This is a genomic window from Mycobacterium seoulense (assembly GCF_010731595.1).
GTDB lineage: Bacteria > Actinomycetota > Actinomycetes > Mycobacteriales > Mycobacteriaceae > Mycobacterium > Mycobacterium seoulense.
The window spans coordinates 1695153-1711045 of the sequence record NZ_AP022582.1; the positions used below are offsets into that span (position 1 = coordinate 1695153).

16 protein-coding genes are annotated in these 15893 nt (G+C 64.1%); 14 read left to right on the forward strand and 2 right to left on the reverse strand.

Translation table 11 applies throughout. The features are described from left to right. The first annotated feature begins 1 nt into the window (after nucleotide 1). Entirely contained in the window at nucleotides 2-1072 is a 1071-nt protein-coding gene (locus G6N37_RS07760) for a 3,4-dihydroxy-2-butanone-4-phosphate synthase (RefSeq protein WP_163678234.1), read from the forward strand. Beyond that, nucleotides 1069-1839: a glucose 1-dehydrogenase gene (locus tag G6N37_RS07765; protein ID WP_163678236.1), complete on the forward strand. Its 771-nt coding sequence runs from the start codon at nucleotides 1069-1071 to the stop codon at nucleotides 1837-1839. Before G6N37_RS07760 ends, G6N37_RS07765 begins: the two co-directional genes overlap by 4 nt. 56 nt (nucleotides 1840-1895) lie before the next feature. Here G6N37_RS07765 and G6N37_RS07770 read toward each other — a convergent pair whose 3' ends face one another. Next, the gene (locus G6N37_RS07770) at nucleotides 1896-3089 is read right to left on the reverse strand and encodes a TetR/AcrR family transcriptional regulator (RefSeq protein ID WP_163684739.1); all 1194 of its coding nucleotides are present in this window, start codon (nucleotides 3087-3089) and stop codon (nucleotides 1896-1898) included. A gap of 64 nt (nucleotides 3090-3153) precedes the next feature. Then, a complete protein-coding gene (locus G6N37_RS07775) occupies nucleotides 3154-3546 on the reverse strand; it encodes a limonene-1,2-epoxide hydrolase family protein (protein WP_163678239.1) in 393 nt (130 codons plus the stop codon). Between the two features lie 740 nt (nucleotides 3547-4286). On the opposite strand from G6N37_RS07775, the gene G6N37_RS07780 reads away from it, so the two are divergent. The 12 genes from G6N37_RS07780 to G6N37_RS07835 all read left to right on the forward strand — a co-directional run bounded on the left by G6N37_RS07780 (nucleotide 4287) and on the right by G6N37_RS07835 (nucleotide 15864). Further along, on the forward strand, nucleotides 4287-5072 hold the full coding sequence (locus tag G6N37_RS07780) for an MlaE family ABC transporter permease (protein ID WP_163684740.1): 786 nt from the start codon (nucleotides 4287-4289) through the stop codon (nucleotides 5070-5072). A 51-nt stretch (nucleotides 5073-5123) separates the two neighbouring features. Further along, the gene (locus G6N37_RS07785; RefSeq protein ID WP_141224608.1) at nucleotides 5124-5933 is read left to right on the forward strand and encodes an ABC transporter permease; all 810 of its coding nucleotides are present in this window, start codon (nucleotides 5124-5126) and stop codon (nucleotides 5931-5933) included. 4 nt (nucleotides 5934-5937) lie between these two features. Next, the gene (locus tag G6N37_RS07790) at nucleotides 5938-7305 is read left to right on the forward strand and encodes an MCE family protein (RefSeq protein WP_163678242.1); all 1368 of its coding nucleotides are present in this window, start codon (nucleotides 5938-5940) and stop codon (nucleotides 7303-7305) included. A gap of 39 nt (nucleotides 7306-7344) precedes the next feature. Further along, a complete protein-coding gene (locus tag G6N37_RS07795; RefSeq protein ID WP_163678245.1) occupies nucleotides 7345-8373 on the forward strand; it encodes a virulence factor Mce family protein in 1029 nt (342 codons plus the stop codon). Beyond that, nucleotides 8370-9641: a virulence factor Mce family protein gene (locus tag G6N37_RS07800; protein WP_163678248.1), complete on the forward strand. Its 1272-nt coding sequence runs from the start codon at nucleotides 8370-8372 to the stop codon at nucleotides 9639-9641. Before G6N37_RS07795 ends, G6N37_RS07800 begins: the two co-directional genes overlap by 4 nt. Further along, nucleotides 9638-10939: a virulence factor Mce family protein gene (locus tag G6N37_RS07805; RefSeq protein ID WP_163678251.1), complete on the forward strand. Its 1302-nt coding sequence runs from the start codon at nucleotides 9638-9640 to the stop codon at nucleotides 10937-10939. Before G6N37_RS07800 ends, G6N37_RS07805 begins: the two co-directional genes overlap by 4 nt. A gap of 50 nt (nucleotides 10940-10989) precedes the next feature. Continuing rightward, nucleotides 10990-12105: a virulence factor Mce family protein gene (locus G6N37_RS07810; protein WP_163684742.1), complete on the forward strand. Its 1116-nt coding sequence runs from the start codon at nucleotides 10990-10992 to the stop codon at nucleotides 12103-12105. Continuing rightward, nucleotides 12106-13572, forward strand: coding sequence for an MCE family protein (locus G6N37_RS07815; protein ID WP_163678254.1), 1467 nt, complete (start codon nucleotides 12106-12108; stop codon nucleotides 13570-13572). Nucleotides 13573-13616: 44 nt separating this feature from the next. Next, nucleotides 13617-14225 carry a mammalian cell entry protein gene (locus tag G6N37_RS07820; protein ID WP_372514679.1) on the forward strand — a complete coding sequence of 203 codons (609 nt, stop codon included), beginning with the start codon at nucleotides 13617-13619 and terminating at the stop codon, nucleotides 14223-14225. A gap of 116 nt (nucleotides 14226-14341) precedes the next feature. Beyond that, nucleotides 14342-14824: a hypothetical protein gene (locus G6N37_RS07825; RefSeq protein WP_163684746.1), complete on the forward strand. Its 483-nt coding sequence runs from the start codon at nucleotides 14342-14344 to the stop codon at nucleotides 14822-14824. A 10-nt stretch (nucleotides 14825-14834) separates the two neighbouring features. Beyond that, nucleotides 14835-15188 carry a DUF732 domain-containing protein gene (locus G6N37_RS07830; protein WP_163678258.1) on the forward strand — a complete coding sequence of 118 codons (354 nt, stop codon included), beginning with the start codon at nucleotides 14835-14837 and terminating at the stop codon, nucleotides 15186-15188. 10 nt (nucleotides 15189-15198) lie between these two features. Further along, nucleotides 15199-15864: a CAP domain-containing protein gene (locus G6N37_RS07835; RefSeq protein ID WP_163678261.1), complete on the forward strand. Its 666-nt coding sequence runs from the start codon at nucleotides 15199-15201 to the stop codon at nucleotides 15862-15864. Nucleotides 15865-15893 lie beyond the last annotated feature (29 nt).

Below are 15893 nucleotides of genomic sequence, written 5' to 3' on the forward strand. Positions count from 1 at the left end.
GATGAGAACCACCGACGTGCGGGTCCTGCGCGCGATCGCAGCGATCGCGGCGGGCCAACCCGTTGTCGTCAACGACGATTCGGCCGGTGAAGGTTATCTTGTCTTCGCGGCCGAGGCCGCAACGCCACGACTGCTTGCTTTCATGGTTCGCCACACCTCCGGATACGTGCGGGTCGCGCTGCCGGGCCCCGAATGCGAGCGGCTGAACATCCCGCCGATGTGCCATCTGGACACAGCGCTGCGTGTGTCGGTCGACGTTCGCGGGACCGGAACGGGAATCTCGGCGCGAGATCGCGCACGGACCATCGCCGCACTGGCGTCCGCAGCATCCGAGGCGACCGACTTCCTCCGTCCGGGACACGTGGTCCCACTGCAGGCCGACCCGGGCGGAGTGCTTGACCGGCCCGGCCCCGCGGAGGCGGCGGTCGACCTCGCCGGTCTTGCGGGACGACGGCGTGCGGCGGCGCTGTGTGAGATCGTCTCCCGTCGTAATCCCGTGCTGATGGCTCGTGGCGCCGAACTCATCGAATTCGCCGTCGAGCACGGATTGGCCATCATCTCGATCGATGAGCTTGTCGCCTATCGGCGACGGACCGAGCCCCAGGTGGTCCGCCTGACCGAGACCGTCCTGCCGATGTGGGCCGGCGTTTCGCGTGTCATCGGCTTCCGCGATACCCACGACGGTGGGGAGCATCTGGCGATGATCATCGGTTCGGCCGATGCGGGAGTGCCTGTGCCGCTGCACATCCACGTCGAGTGCCTGACGGGGGACGTGCTCGGATCGAAAGTGTGCGGATGCGGTGGCGAACTCAATGGCGCGCTGGCAACGATGTCGGCCCGGGGTAGCGGCGTGCTCGTTTACCTGCGTCCGTCCGGACAGCCACGGGCCTGCGGCCTCTTCGCCCGACGCGAGGCGACCGGCGACGCGTCGGGGACCGTCGCATGGATCCTGCGCGATCTTGGGCTGTATGCCCTCAAATTGTCCGACGACATGCCAGGATTTGGCCTTGTGATGTTCGGGGCGATTCGCGAACATGGCATCGGAGCCGAAGGGTTGGCGACCGCGGGGTGAAGCATCCAGACCTCGCCGGTAAGGCCGCGATCGTCACCGGTGCCGGCGCCGGAATCGGTCTGGCCGTCGCGCAGCGACTGGCCGCGGAGGGTTCCAGCGTGCTGTGCGCCGACATCGACGGCGCTGCGGCCGATGCCGCCGCAGAGAAAATCGGTTCTGGCGCAACCGGTTACCGGGTCGATGTCGGCGACGAGGCACAAGTCAAGGGCATGGTCGACGCCTGCGTCACGTCGTTCGGGGGCGTGGACAAACTCGTCGCCAATGCCGGCGTCGTCCATATGGCTTCGCTCATCGATGCCACCGTCGAGGACTTCGATCGTGTCATCGCGATCAACCTCCGCGGCACCTGGCTGTGTACCAAACATGCTGCGCCCAGGATGATCGAACGGGGCGGTGGCGCGATCGTGAACATGTCGTCGCTCGCCGGCCATGTCGCCGTCGGCGGCACCGGGGTCTACGGGATGTCGAAGGCCGGCATCAGCCACCTGAGCCGCATCACCGCCGCCGAATTGCGTTCGTCGAACATCCGCGCCAACGCGTTGCTGCCCGCATTCGTGGACACCCCGATGCAGCAGACCGCGATGGCGATGTTCGACGAGGCGCTCGGGCCAGGCGGCGCCCAGACGATGATCGCCCGGCTGCAGGGCCGCATGGCCACACCCGAGGAGATGGCCAGCATCGTCGCGTTCCTGTTATCCGACGACGCATCGATGATCACCGGGACGACTCAGATCGCGGACGGCGGAACCATCGCCGCCCTGTGGTGAGCAGTCGAGATCAGAGGGGGCTCGTGTGGCACATGTCGTGACCGGTTACGGGCAGGTCAGGACCGGCTGGTGAGGATCGACAATGTAATCGCGGTGATCTCTTCGGCGACTCCGTCGTAGCGCGTGAGGTGCCATGTGCGAGCGACGTCTTCGATGAAGCTGATCGCGGCCGCGACAAGCAGGCGCGCCTCGGCGGCGGTCGTCTCGGGGACCACCTTGCGGATGAGGTCGATCCACACTGCCTCGCGGTCGGCCTGGTTTCGCAGGTAGCCGTCGCGCACTTCGTCTGAAGCATGTGACAGTTCGGTGACTGAGACGGCAACCAGGTCCGGGGCGTCCAGGCTGATGCGGACATGGCCTTCGACGAGCCGGTGCAGACGTTGCACCGCTCCGGGATTCGCACGTAAGGCCCGGATGCATTCCAGGCTCCGCCATTCATCCAGGCGGCGGATGAGCGCATCCAAAATGGCTTGCTTGGAAGAGAATGAGCGATACAGGCCCGGCCCCGCGATTCCGGCTCCTTTGCCGATCTCGCTGGTGCTGACGGCCGGATAACCCCGCGCGCGGAACAGTCGCGCTCCCGCGACCAGCAGCGTCTCGTAGCGGGAGAACAGCACACCTTCCTCGTCGGGCGCAGCGTCAAGAGGCTGCAACTCGCGGACCGGAGGCGTTTTGGCCGCCGCCATGCAAGCCCGGTACAGGCGCTCGCTGAGTTCATCGGCCGGAAGCGTCAGGTTGTGCCGGCCGAGGCTGGTCAACGTGCTGGCCACCGCCCACGCCCGCAACTCCGAATGCTGCGGGCTCAGACCGGGCACCTCCAGGAGAACGCTTTCGCGCATGCCAGCGACGATTGCGTTGATGCGACGCCGGACCTCGGCGCGGTCATTTTCGTTGAGGTACCGGGCTTCACGTTGCCACAACACCGTCAAGGCCCGAGACGCCACGGCTGCCGCGATGAGGTCCGGCAGATCGACGTTCAGCGGCCGCGGTGTCCGCAACGCTTCGCCAGCGGTGAGACGACGCGCGCTCTCGTACTGATCCTGGCCGTTCCGGATCGCTTCTGCGAGCAACGCCTGCTTGTTGTCGTAGTGGCGATACAACGCACGCGCGGTGACCCCCGCGGCCTCGGCGATGTCTTCCAACTTGACCGAATGGAAGCCACGGTCGATGAAGAGCCCGACCGCCTGCGCCAAGATCTGCTGCTTGCGGTCCTTCGGACGGCGCTTAACGGGTTGGGCCGGGGTCTCAATGGTCCCCATCGACTCGAACCCCCCTCGTGCGCATCGGAATCACCGACTCTGCCAGAAACATCACCTACAGTTTCATCCCGCTCTGCCTCTCGAAGTCCGCGAGGTCAAAGTAGTCGCTGAAGCGCGTGATCTTGCCGTTTTTGACCTCGAACACGCCGGTCACCGGCAGCACGACTTTGCGGCCATCGTTCATCGTGAAGTAGTCGACACGTTCGACGAGCACCAGTCCCGGCTCAGCGGCCAGTGACATGATGTCGAGCTTGGCATCGGCGAACGCGTCCAGGAACGCCTGAAACACCGCGCGTATGCCGGCGATGCCCTCGATCGGCTCGACCGGCACGTTGTGATAGACCGCGTCGTCGGCGAAGGCACTGCAGATGGTGTCGAGGCTGCGCCCCTGCCACGATCCGAGAAAATCTCGGACCAGAGCTTCGCTGGCTTCCTTGGTGTCGGCCATCCCGATGACTCCTCCTCAGATGTCGCGACGGCTGTCGGAATACCAAAATACATGATAGCGTCTACATGAGTTATAACATCGTGATTTGCTGCGATACGTATATGATCGATGCATATCGTTGATGGACATATACTCGATCCCCACGCACGCCTACCGCCGCTCGGTTTTGCGCGCGCTTCACCCCATCGCGCCAGACGACTGTCGCTAGTCACGTCGAAATCGGCAAACCGCGCTCCGCGATCCCGATCCCCGGGGTGCACTATTACCAGCCCCGGCACCCAAATGCCGCTCTAAGCAGGCGATTACCGCGGCATGCGGCGAGACGGTGATGCCACTCCAGAAGCGGGGCGGGACAACCAGATCGCCGAGATGCCGGCCATGCGACCTCGAGCGCGGTGTCCGCAACGCCGTCAGCCCCCCGTCCGGGGGCTCCAGTTGGTTCCCGAGTGAGCCGCCCAGCCACCCGCAACGCCTCGGAGCCGGGCCGCGGCGCAGCCGTGCGTACGCAGGGCCGCAGCCCGCACAACTCGATACTGGCAAGATACATCATTAGACCCTTGTAGGGTTTTGCGAGGTTATTTACGAGTCCGTCAGTGATGACCTCGCGTATTGTCTATGGACATGAGGGCCGCGTGGCGCGTACTCTCACGGATGTCACTCGTCCACTTGACCTGTCCGGGGGGCAACGTGAACAACTCCACCCGACGACACCGCATCGGATCCAGGTGGTGCTCAGCGCGATGGTGACGGTGGTCGATCAACCGACTTATCGGGCGTTGAGGCCGGTTCGCGCGATGGGCGACTTCTTCGTGATGACGCTGGAAACGTTCGTGTCCATCTTCAGGCCACCGTTCGCGTGGCGTGAATACCTGTTCCAGTGCTGGTTCGTGGCCCGGGTGTCGACGCTGCCGGGCGTGCTGATGACGATCCCGTGGGCGGTGATTTCGGGCTTCCTCTTCAACGTCTTGTTGACCGACATCGGTGCCGCGGATTTTTCCGGCACCGGCTGTGCGATCTTCACCGTGGACCAAAGCGCCCCGATCGTCACGGTGTTGGTGGTCGCGGGCGCCGGAGCCACTGCCATGTGTGCCGATCTGGGTGCACGCACCATCCGCGAAGAACTCGATGCGCTGCGGGTCATGGGCATCAACCCCATTCAAGCCCTGGCGGTTCCCCGTGTGCTGGCAGCCACGACGGTATCGCTGGCCCTGAGTTCGGTGGTGACGGCGACGGGTCTTATCGGCGCGTTCTTCTGCTCCGTATTTCTCATGCACGTCTCGGCGGGTGCGTGGGTGACGGGTCTGACCACCCTTACCCACACGATCGACGTCATCATCTCGATGATCAAGGCGACGCTCTTCGGGCTGATGGCGGGGCTGATCGCATGCTACAAGGGCATGTCGGTCGATGGCGGCCCGGCCGGCGTCGGCCGAGCGGTGAACGAGACTGTGGTCTTCGCCTTCATCGTCTTGTTCGTCATCAACATCATCGTCACCGCGGTCGGCATGCCGTTCATGGTGTCGTGAGGTGAACCGATGACGGTCAGTGTCCCCAGCAGCCCCACGCGGATGCAGCGTATGACGAAAACCGCTGTGGGCGAATGGACCCGGATGGGATCGCAGGTGCGGTTCTACGTCAGCGCCGTCGCCGGGATTCCGGACGCCGTCATGCGCTACCGCGGCGAGCTGCTGCGGGTGATCGCGCAAATGGGTTTGGGCGTCGGGACTCTCGCGGTGATCGGCGGAACGGTGGTCATCGTCGGATTCTTGGCCATGACCACTGGTGCGATCGTGGCGGTGCAAGGCTACAACCAGTTCGCCTCCGTGGGCGTAGAGGCCCTGACCGGCTTCGCGTCTGCCTTCTTCAACACCCGCGAGATTCAGCCGGGAACCGTCATGGTCGCGCTGGCCGCCACCGTCGGTGCCGGCGCCACGGCACAGCTGGGGGCGATGCGGATCAACGAGGAAATCGATGCGCTTGAGGTGATTGGCATCCGCAGCGTCAGCTATCTGGCAAGCACCAGGGTAGTGGCCGGGGTGGTCGTGGCGATCCCGCTCTTTTGCGTGGGCCTCATGACCGCATATCTGGCCGCGCGCGTCGGCACCACGGTCGTCTATGGGCAAGGGTCCGGCGTGTACGACCACTACTTCAACACCTTCCTCCGCCCGACCGATGTGCTCTGGTCGTCGTTCGAAGTGGTCGTGGTCGCCCTGATGATCATGCTGGTGTGCACCTATTACGGGTACACCGCACACGGCGGGCCCGCCGGAGTGGGCGAAGCCGTCGGCCGGGCCGTGCGCGCCTCGATGGTCCTCGCGTCGATCGCGATAGTCGTCATGACACTCGCCATCTACGGCCAATCCCCGAACTTCCACCTGGCGAGCTAGTGACATGAGTCGCGGACCAAATGGACACCGTCTGCACGACGGATGGTGGACGCTGATCCTGTTCGCGGCAATCGGTGTGGTTGTTCTCGTGACGGCGCTGTCCTTCAGTGGCGCACTGCGGTCCTACGTGCCAGTGACGCTGACCGCCGACCGCTCCGGGCTGGTAATGGACACCGGCGCCAAAGTCATGATGCGCGGCGTGCAGGTGGGCCGGGTCAACCAGATCGGCCAGACCGGTCAGGACAAGAATGGAACCAGCCTCAAGCTGGAGATCGAACCCGACCAAATCCGTTATATCCCCGCCAATGTCGAGGCACAGATCAGCGCCACCACCGCGTTCGGTGCGAAGTTCGTCGACCTGGTGGTACCGCAGAACCCGAGCCGTTCGCGGCTGTCCGCTGGGGCTGTGCTGCATTCGAAGAACGTCAGCACGGAGATCAACACCGTCTTCGAGAACGTCGTCCAGTTACTCAACATGGTCGATCCGCTCAAGTTGAACGCGGTGCTGACGGCGGTGGCCGATGCCGTACGGGGGCAAGGTGAACGGATAGGCAGGGCGGGTGCCGACCTCAACCAGGTTCTGCGGGCACTCAACGCGCGCAGCGAAACGATTCGCCAAGACTGGCGATCCCTCAAAGACTTCAGCGACACCTATAGCGTCGCCGCCCAGGACATCGTGACGATCCTGAACGCCGTGAGCACGACGAGCACGACCGTCGTGAATCATTCAAACCAACTCGATGCCCTGTTGCTCAACGTGATTGGCTTGTCGAATTCCGGAGCCAATCTTCTCGGATACAGCAGGGACAATCTCGTCGCGTCGGTCAACACCCTCGAGCCGACCACGAACCTCCTACTCAAATACAACCCCGAGTACACCTGCTTCCTGCAGGGCACCAAGTGGTATCTCGACAATGGCGGCTATTCGGCGTGGGGTGGCGCCGACGGCCGGACACTGCAACTCGATGTCGCGCTGTTGTTGGGCAACGACCCCTATGCCTATCCCGACAACCTGCCACTTGTCGCGGCCAAGGGCGGCCCCGGCGGAAGGCCAGGTTGTGGGTCGTTACCGGATGCCACCAAGAACTTCCCGGTGCGCGAGCTCGTCACCAACACCGGGTGGGGAACCGGGCTCGATATCAGGCCCAACCCCGGCATCGGGCATCCGTGCTGGGCCGACTACCTCCCGGTGACCCGCGCCGCGCCCAAGCCGCCCTCGATCCGGCAATGCATTCCCGGGCCGGCAATCGGCCCGAATCCGGGGGGCCCGCCGTACGGCGCGGCGCTATATGGACCGGGCGGAGTGCCGCTGTGGCCGGGAGTGCCGGCGGCCCCACCGCCGGCCGAGCCCGGTCCGGCACCACCACCGTGATTGTCATAAGCCCACTAAAGACCAAGCAGGAGAGGGACTATGCAGGAGAACCTGAGCGGCGTCGCAGTGCGCCTCGGTGTCTTCCTGATGGGCTGCCTGCTGACCGCGGCCCTACTGGTTGCCGTGTTCGGGGAGGTGCGGTTCGGCGAAGGCAAGACCTACTATGCCGAGTTCACCAACGTGTCCAACCTCAGGGAGGGCAAGCTGGTCCGCATCGCCGGCGTTGAGGTCGGCAAGGTCGAGAAGATCTCCCTCAACCCGGACGCGACCGTGCGCGTTGAGTTCACCGCCGACAACTCGGTCACCCTCACGCAAGGAACCCAGGCGGTGATCCGCTACGACAACCTGTTCGGCGACCGTTACCTCGCGTTGGAAGAAGGGGCCGGCGGTCTCGCCGTCCTTGCTCCGCGCCAAACAATTCCACTGAGCCGCACCAAACCGGCGCTGGACCTCGACGCCCTGATCGGCGGCTTCAAGCCACTGTTTCGCGCACTAAACCCCGAACAGGTCAACGCCCTCAGCGAACAGCTGCTGCAGACGTTTCAGGGAGAGGGCCCCACGATCGGGTCATTTCTGAATCAGGCTGCGGCCGTGACCAATACCTTGGCGGACCGCGATCAGCTCATCGGGCAGGTGGTCGACAACCTCAACGTGGTGCTGGGTTCGCTTGGGGACCAGAGCGACCGGCTGGACAAAGCGGTGACATCGTTATCGCAGTTGGTGCACGGGCTCGCCGAACGCAAGACCGACATCTCCAATGCGGTGGCCTACACGAACGCAGCCGCCGGATCCATCACCGACCTACTGGCGCAAGCCCGCGTGCCGTTTTCGAAGGTGGTTCACGAGACCGATCGGGTCGCGGACATCGTCCTCGCCGACCACGATTATCTCGACAATCTGCTCAACACGCTGCCGGATAAGTACCAGGCGCTGGTCCGCCAGGGTATGTATGGCGACTTCTTCGCGTTCTACCTGTGCGATGTCGTGCTCAAGGTCAACGGCAAGGGAGGCCAGCCCGTGTACATCAAGGTGGCCGGTCAGGCCACCGGGCGGTGCGCGCCGAAATGAGATCACACGCGGAACGCAACCGGCTGATCATCGGCGCCGTCGGCATCGTGACGATCGCCGGACTTATCCTGGCCGCCTTGCAACTTCAGAATCTGCCCTTTCTCGATCAGGGTAAGAGTGTCTCCGCCTATTTCGCCGACGCAGGTGGGCTGCGGACCGGAAACACCGTAGAGGTCTCGGGCTATCCGGTAGGAAAGGTCTCCAGCATCGAACTCGATGGCCCCGGTGTGCTGGTGAAGTTCCACATTGACAACGACATTCGACTCGGAAGCCGCACCGAGGTGGAAATCAAGACCAAGGGCCTGTTGGGCAGCAAGTTCCTTGACGTCATGCCGCGTGGCGAGGGCCGCCTCGACGGGCCCATACCGATCGAGCGAACGATGTCGCCCTACCAACTGCCCGATGCGCTGGGCGACCTCGCCACCACGATCAGCGGGCTGAACACCAACCGGCTGTCGGAATCACTGGACACGATGGCTCAAACCTTTGCCGATACGCCGGCGGATTTCCGTAACGCGATGAAAGGTGTGTCCCGGCTTGCCCAAACACTCGATGAACGCGACACCCAATTACGTGGACTGCTCGACAACGCCGCCAAAGCGACGGGGGTGCTGGCCAAACGCACCGACCAGATCGTGACCCTGGTGCGCGACACGAACGCGCTGTTGGCGCAGCTACGCACGCAAAGCGCAGCCCTGGAACAGCTCTGGACGAACATCTCGTCGGTATCACGGCAATTGCAGGGCTTCATCGCCGAGAACCGACAGCAGCTGCGACCGACGCTGGACAAGCTCAACGGGGTGCTGTCGATCGTCGAAGACCGCAAGGAACGGGTGCAGAAGGCCATCCCGCTGATCAACTCCTATGTCATGTCGCTCGGCGAATCGCTGTCCTCCGGTCCGTTCTTCAAGGCCTATGTGGTGAATCTGCTGCCCGGCCAATTCGTGCAGCCGTTCATCAGCGCCGCGTTCTCCGACCTGGGGCTGGACCCGGCCACGTTGCTCCCCTCACAGGTGACGGACCCGCCAACCGGCCAACCCGGAACCCCGGCGTTGCCGGTCCCGTACCCGCGGACTGGCCAGGGTGGCGACCCACGGTTGAATCTGCCCGACGCGATCACCGGCAACCCCGGCGACCGTCCGTGCGGATTGCCGGGTGTGCCACTGCCCGGCCCCGGCTGCTATCCCTTTCGGGAGCCGCCGCCCGCTCCGCCGCCCGGCGGTCCACCACCCGGGCCGCCCGCGCAGCAGCCGGGAGGGAACCCGTGACCACGAAGCTGCGGCGTTCCCGGCCCGCGCTGGCGACCACCCTCGTCCTGGTGCTGATCGCGGGCGTGATCGTCACGATGCGAACCGCGGACGAGGCCGCCCGCACCGTCGTGGTCGCCTACTTCGACAACAGCAACGGGGTGTTCGCCGGCGACGATGTCCGTATCCGGGGTGTACCGGTGGGCAAGGTACTCAAAATTGAACCGCAGCCGCTGCGGGCCAAAATCTCGTTCTCGTTCGACCGCAGGTACAAAGTCCCAGCCGATGCCAAGGCCGCGATCCTCTCACCACAACTGGTGACGGGCCGGGCCATTCAGCTGACACCGCCGTACACGGGCGGCCCCCTCATGGCCGATGGCGCGGTCATCCCCCAGGACCGCACCGTGGTGCCTGTCGAATGGGATGACCTCCGTGCACAACTGCAGCGGTTGACCGAGTTGTTGAAGCCCACCCGGCCGGGCGGCGTCAGCACGCTGGGTGCATTGATCAATACCGCCGCCGACAACCTGCGCGGGCAAGGACCCACGATCCGGGACACCATTATCAAACTGTCGCAGGCCGTTTCGGCACTCGGCGACCACAGTAAGGACATCTTCTCCACCTTGAAGTATCTGTCGATACTGGTAACCGCGCTACGCGACAGTGCCGATCTGCTCGCGCAACTGAACCTCAACCTTTCCGCGGTCTCGGCAGTGCTGGCCGACGACCCGAACAAGGTCGCCCAAGCGGCCGAAGACCTCAACGCGGTCGTCGGCGACGTGCAGAGCTTCGCCGCCGAGAACCGCGAAGCAATCGGCACTGCATCGGACAAGCTCACGTCGATCAGCAACATGCTGGTCGGCAGCCTCGACGACATCAAACAGACACTGCACATCAGCCCGACGGTGCTACAGAACTTCAACAACATCTTCGAACCCGCCAACGGATCGCTGACCGGCGCCCTGGCGGGAAACAACATGGCCAACCCAATCGCCTTCTTGTGCGGAGCGATTCAGGCCGCGTCACGATTAGGAGGCGAGCAAGCGGCGAAACTCTGCGTCCAGTACATGGCGCCGATTGTGAAGAACCGCCAATACAACTACCCGCCGATAGGGGAGAACCTCTTCGTCGGGGCCCAGGCCAGGCCCAACGAGGTCACCTACAGCGAGGACTGGATGCGGCCCGACCACGTTCCGCCAGTGGTCGATCCGTCACCCGCCGCTCCGCCGGCTCCCGACACGCCAGCGAGTGCGACGGTAGCGACCGACCCCGCTGCCGGTCTGCGCGGCCTGATGACACCGCCGGGAGGTAGCCGGTGAAAAGGGTCGTGGGAACCGGCCACTGGGGCCGCTTGGTGGCGGGTCTGCTGATGATCGTGGCCGGGGCCGGGGCATCCGGCTGTGGCTGGCACGGCCTGAATTCGCTGCCGTTGCCCGGCACGCAGGGCAACGGACCGGGGTCCTATGTGATCCAAGCCCAGATGCCTGATGTCAACAATATTCAGCCGAACTCGCGTGTCCGCGTCGCCGACGTGACGGTCGGGCATGTGACAAAAATCGAGCGTCAGGGCTGGCACGCGCTGGTGACCATGCAACTCAACGGGGATGTCGCCCTGCCCGCCAACGCCACGGCGAAGATCGGCACGACCAGCTTGCTAGGCTCCTACCACATCGAGCTCGGTGCACCGAAAGACGAACCGCCACAAGGAAAGCTACGCGACGGCTCCGTCATTTCGCTGGCACGCGGCGGTGCCTACCCGAGCACCGAGCAGACGTTGGCGGCGCTGTCGCTGGTGCTCAATGGTGGCGGACTGGGCCAGGTACAGGACATCACCGAAGCATTGAGCACCGCGTTCCGCGGCCGCGAGCAAGACCTGCGCAGCCTGATCGGCCAGCTGGACGAATTTTCCGCACACCTCAACGACCAGTCCGGTGACATCGTCGCGGCCACCGAGAGCCTGAACCGACTGGTCGGCAAGTTCGCCGCGCAGCAACCCGTCCTGGATCGCGCCCTGGCAACTGTCCCCGACGCCCTCGCGGTGCTGAACGCCGAGCGAGACAAGCTCGTTGAGGCCGCCGATCAGTTGAGCAAGTTCAGTGCCCTGACCGTCGACTCGGTCGACAAGACCAAAGTGAACCTGGTCAAGGAACTACACCAAGTCGGACCGGTGCTCGAGTCGCTCGCAAATGCCGGTCCAGCCCTGACACGATCGCTGTCCCTGCTGGCGACCTTCCCGTTTCCGAATGAGACATTCGAGAATTTCCAACGCGGCGACTACGCCAACCTGACCGCGATCGTCGACCTCACGCTGAGCCGGATCGACCAGGGACTGTTGACCGGCACCCGGTGGGAGTGCCATCTGACCCAGCTCGAGCTCCAATGGGGTCGCACCATCGGCCAGTTCCCCAGCCCGTGCACCGCCGGCTACCGAGGCACCCCTGGCAATCCGCTTACCACGGCCTATCGCTGGGACCAGGGGCCCTAGATGCTGCATCTACCGCGCCGCGTCATTCTGCAGCTGGCCATCTTCACCGTGATTGCGGTGGCCGTGCTGGCTGTCACTTTCCTGCATTTCGTCCAGCTGCCCGCCATGTTGTTCGGCGTCGGCCGCTACACGGTGACGATGGAGCTGCCGGAAGCCGGCGGGCTGTATGGCACCGGCAACGTCACTTATCGCGGCTCCGAAGTGGGCCGTGTGGAATCGGTGCGGCTGACCGACACCGGCGTCCAGGCGGTGCTGTCGCTGAAAACGGGCATCGAAATTCCATCGGACCTCAAGGCAGAAGTGCACAGCCACACAGCGATCGGCGAGTCGTATGTCGAGTTGTTGCCCCGCAACGCCACTTCACCGCCGCTCAAGGACGGCGACGTCATTCCGCTGACCGACACGTCAGTGCCGCCCGACATCAACGCCCTGCTCAGTGCCGCGAACAACGCTCTGGGGGCAATACCTCACGACAACTTGAAAACGGTCGTCGACGAGTCGTATATCGCGGTGGGGGGGCTTGGTCCGGAACTTTCCCGGCTGATCGTGGGAACCTCGGACCTGGCGACCGATGCCCGCAAGAATCTTGACCCACTGGTAGCGCTGATCGACCAAGCACAACCGGTACTGGATTCGCAGACCCGCACCTCGGATGCGATCGCAGGGTGGGCATCACACCTGGCGGCGGTGACCACCGAACTGCAAACCCACGACGCAGCCGTCGGCAGCGTCGTAGACAAGGGTGGTCCCGCGTTGGGCGAGATGCGCCAGCTGATCGAACGCGTGCAACCCACCTTGCCCGTCCTGCTGGCCAACCTCGTCAGCGTCGGCCAGGTCGCACTCACCTACCAAAGCGACATCGAACAGCTGTTGGTGGTGTTCCCGATGGCCATCGGTACCGAACAAGCGGGCATCCTTGCCAACTTGAACACCAAGCAGGCGTATCGGGGCCAGTATCTGAGCTTTAACCTCAACCTCAACCTGCCTCCGCCGTGCACCACCGGATTCCTGCCGGCCCAACAGCAGCGCATCCCCACGTTCGAGGACTATCCGGGCCGCCCGGCCGGCGATCTGTATTGCAGGGTCCCGCAGGACTCGCAGCTCAATGTCCGCGGTGCCCGGAACATCCCGTGTGAAACCGTGCCCGGCAAGCGGGCACCCACCGTGAAGTTGTGTGAGAGCAACGAACAGTACGTGCCTCTCAACGACGGCTACAACTGGAAAGGCGACCCTAACGCGACGTTGTCCGGTCAGGGCATCCCCCAGCTTCCACCCGAATCCGGGCAGGGGACAGCGGGCAACCCCGGACCCGGGCCGGCGCCGCCACCCATCGCCGCAGCCCGGTACGACCCGGCCACCGGCACCTATACCGGACCGGACGGCCGCCAGTACACGCGATCCGACCTGGCTCAGACCGCGCCGACAAACAAGACCTGGCAATCCATGTTGCTACCCCCGGGGAGCTGACGACGATGCACAACCCAACAACCACGATGGCGATGGAGAACGGTATGTCGGTAACAACTGATTCCGAACCGGCCGTTCCGGCCGGCCACGCGCGGGACGACGTCGAGGACCTTGCCGCCGAATCCGATGCGGCCGAACTGGTTAGCGGGCCGCCGACCCGAGCGAGGAAACCCGCACCGGCACGTCGCGCGATACTGTTCGGACTCGTCGTGATCGTCGCCTTGTCGACATTGCTGTGCTGGCTAGGATTTCGTGTCCACCAGTCGCGGCAGGTGCAGACCCAACGTGGTCAATTGCTGCAAGTGGCCAGGCAGGGCGCCTTGAACCTGACCACCATCGACTGGCGGCATGCCGACGCCGATGTGCGTCGCATACTGGACAGCGCGACCGGGGAGTTCTACAACGACTTCTCCAAACGCTCAACGCCGTTCATCGAGGTGCTTCAGCAAGCCAAGGCCACCACGGTCGGCACCATAACCGAGGCGGGGCTGGAGTCGCAGACCCCAGACACAGCCCAGGCGCTGGTGGCCGTGTCGGTGCTGACGTCGAATGCCGGTGAGGCCGACCCGGTTCCGCGGGTGTGGCGAATGCGGATCACGGTCCAGAAGATCGGTGATCAGGTCAAGGTCTGCAATGTTGGATTCGTGCAATGAGCGCGGTCAAGTCGCCCGGAGTGGGCGAGCGCGAGGAAGCCACCTCGCTGCCGGAAATGGTCGCCGATGTCGACTCGCCAGATACCGATGACAGCTCGGGACGAGCCTGGCGTCACATCAGCTGGTCACGGGTGATCGCTTACGGGCTGCTGCCCGGTTTGGCGTTGTCGTTGTCAGCTGCTGCGGGGTTTTTGAAATGGCGCGACGCCTCCGTCCGAGACGTTGCGGTGGCCCGAGCGGAATCCGTGCAGGCCGCTACCGACGGCACCGTCGCGCTGCTGTCCTATCGGCCCGACACCGTGCAGAAGGATCTCGAGGCCGCGCGGGGGAGGCTGACGGGTACCTTCCTCAACGCCTACACACAATTGACCCACGACGTGGTGATCCCCGGAGCACAGCAAAAGCAGATCTCTGCCGTGGCCACTGTCCCGGGCGCGGCGCCAGTGTCGACTTCCGCCAACCACGCCGTCGTCCTGCTGTTCGTCAACCAGTCCATCGTCGTCGGCCACGACGCGCCGACCAATACCGCGTCCAGTGTCCGGGTCACCCTTGACAAGGTCGAAGGCCGCTGGCTGATCTCGCAATTCGATCCGGTCTGAGCTCATCGCTATGCAGCACCGCCGGTTCCAACACCCACCCGCAAGGTCTCTCGCAGCTGTGGCGTTGGCGGGTGCGTTATTGCTCGCGGTGCCACCGAACGCACACGCTGATGTGGTGGCCTACCTGCTCAACGTGACGGTGCGTCCCGGCTATCACTTCGCCGATGCCGATGCGGCGTTGGTGTACGGACATGGCATCTGCGACAAAATATCTCGGGGTCGCAGCTACGCGCAGGTCATGGCCGACGTCAAGGACGACCTCAATACTTCCGATGAATTCCAGGCCTCGTACCTGATCAGTCAGGCAGTTAACGAGCTGTGCCCCGCCCTGATCTGGCAGCTGCGAAAGTCCGCGTCCAACTGAGGAGACCGACATGAATCATCGCATGCTGATCCTGCCCGCGCTGTCCGCCATGGCCGCCATTGTCTGTTCTGGCGCACCCGCCGCGCAGGCCGACAACAAGCGGCTCAACGACAGCGTGGTCGCCAACGTCTTCACCGTTCAGCACCAAGCCGGCTGCAGCAATGACGTCAAGATCAACCCGCAGCTACAACTGGCCGCGCAATGGCACACATTCGATGTGCTGAACAATCGTAACCTCAACGGCGACATCGGCTCTGACGGTTCCACGCCGCAAGACCGCGCGAATGCCGCAGGTTTCCACGGCAAGGTAGCCGAAACAGTGGCTATCAACCCTGCCGTAGCGATCAGCGGCATCGAGTTGATCAATCAGTGGTACTACAACCCCGGCTATTTCGCGATCATGTCGAACTGCGCCAACAGCCAGATTGGGGTGTGGTCGGAGAACACCCGGGATCGGACCGTCGTGGTGGCCGTTTACGGGGAACCGGATCGACCTCCAACGGCACCCCCCAAGTCAACGCCGACCGGGCCGCCGCCCGCCGTGGCCTTGCAGGACAACGTTCCACTCGATCCCAGCCCCGACTACGACGCCAGTGACGAGATTGAATACGGCATCAACTGGCTGCCGTGGATCCTGCGTGGCGTGTACCCGCCACCTGCCCTGCCACCGCAATAGATACGTGGCCATCAATGCGGCGGCGAACC

Excerpts from the sequence above, each read along its gene's own strand:
- G6N37_RS07760 (WP_163678234.1), top strand. The coding sequence starts at position 2 with ATGAGAACCACCGACGTGCGGGTCCTGCGCGCGATCGCAGCGATCGCG.
- G6N37_RS07775 (WP_163678239.1), bottom strand. The coding sequence starts at position 3,546 with ATGGCCGACACCAAGGAAGCCAGCGAAGCTCTGGTCCGAGATTTTCTC.
- G6N37_RS07780 (WP_163684740.1), top strand. The coding sequence starts at position 4,287 with ATGGTGACGGTGGTCGATCAACCGACTTATCGGGCGTTGAGGCCGGTT.
- G6N37_RS07785 (WP_141224608.1), top strand. The coding sequence starts at position 5,124 with ATGACGAAAACCGCTGTGGGCGAATGGACCCGGATGGGATCGCAGGTG.
- G6N37_RS07790 (WP_163678242.1), top strand. The coding sequence starts at position 5,938 with ATGAGTCGCGGACCAAATGGACACCGTCTGCACGACGGATGGTGGACG.
- G6N37_RS07795 (WP_163678245.1), top strand. The coding sequence starts at position 7,345 with ATGCAGGAGAACCTGAGCGGCGTCGCAGTGCGCCTCGGTGTCTTCCTG.
- G6N37_RS07800 (WP_163678248.1), top strand. The coding sequence starts at position 8,370 with ATGAGATCACACGCGGAACGCAACCGGCTGATCATCGGCGCCGTCGGC.
- G6N37_RS07810 (WP_163684742.1), top strand. The coding sequence starts at position 10,990 with ATGATCGTGGCCGGGGCCGGGGCATCCGGCTGTGGCTGGCACGGCCTG.
- G6N37_RS07815 (WP_163678254.1), top strand. The coding sequence starts at position 12,106 with ATGCTGCATCTACCGCGCCGCGTCATTCTGCAGCTGGCCATCTTCACC.
- G6N37_RS07820 (WP_372514679.1), top strand. The coding sequence starts at position 13,617 with ATGTCGGTAACAACTGATTCCGAACCGGCCGTTCCGGCCGGCCACGCG.
- G6N37_RS07830 (WP_163678258.1), top strand. The coding sequence starts at position 14,835 with ATGCAGCACCGCCGGTTCCAACACCCACCCGCAAGGTCTCTCGCAGCT.
- G6N37_RS07835 (WP_163678261.1), top strand. The coding sequence starts at position 15,199 with ATGAATCATCGCATGCTGATCCTGCCCGCGCTGTCCGCCATGGCCGCC.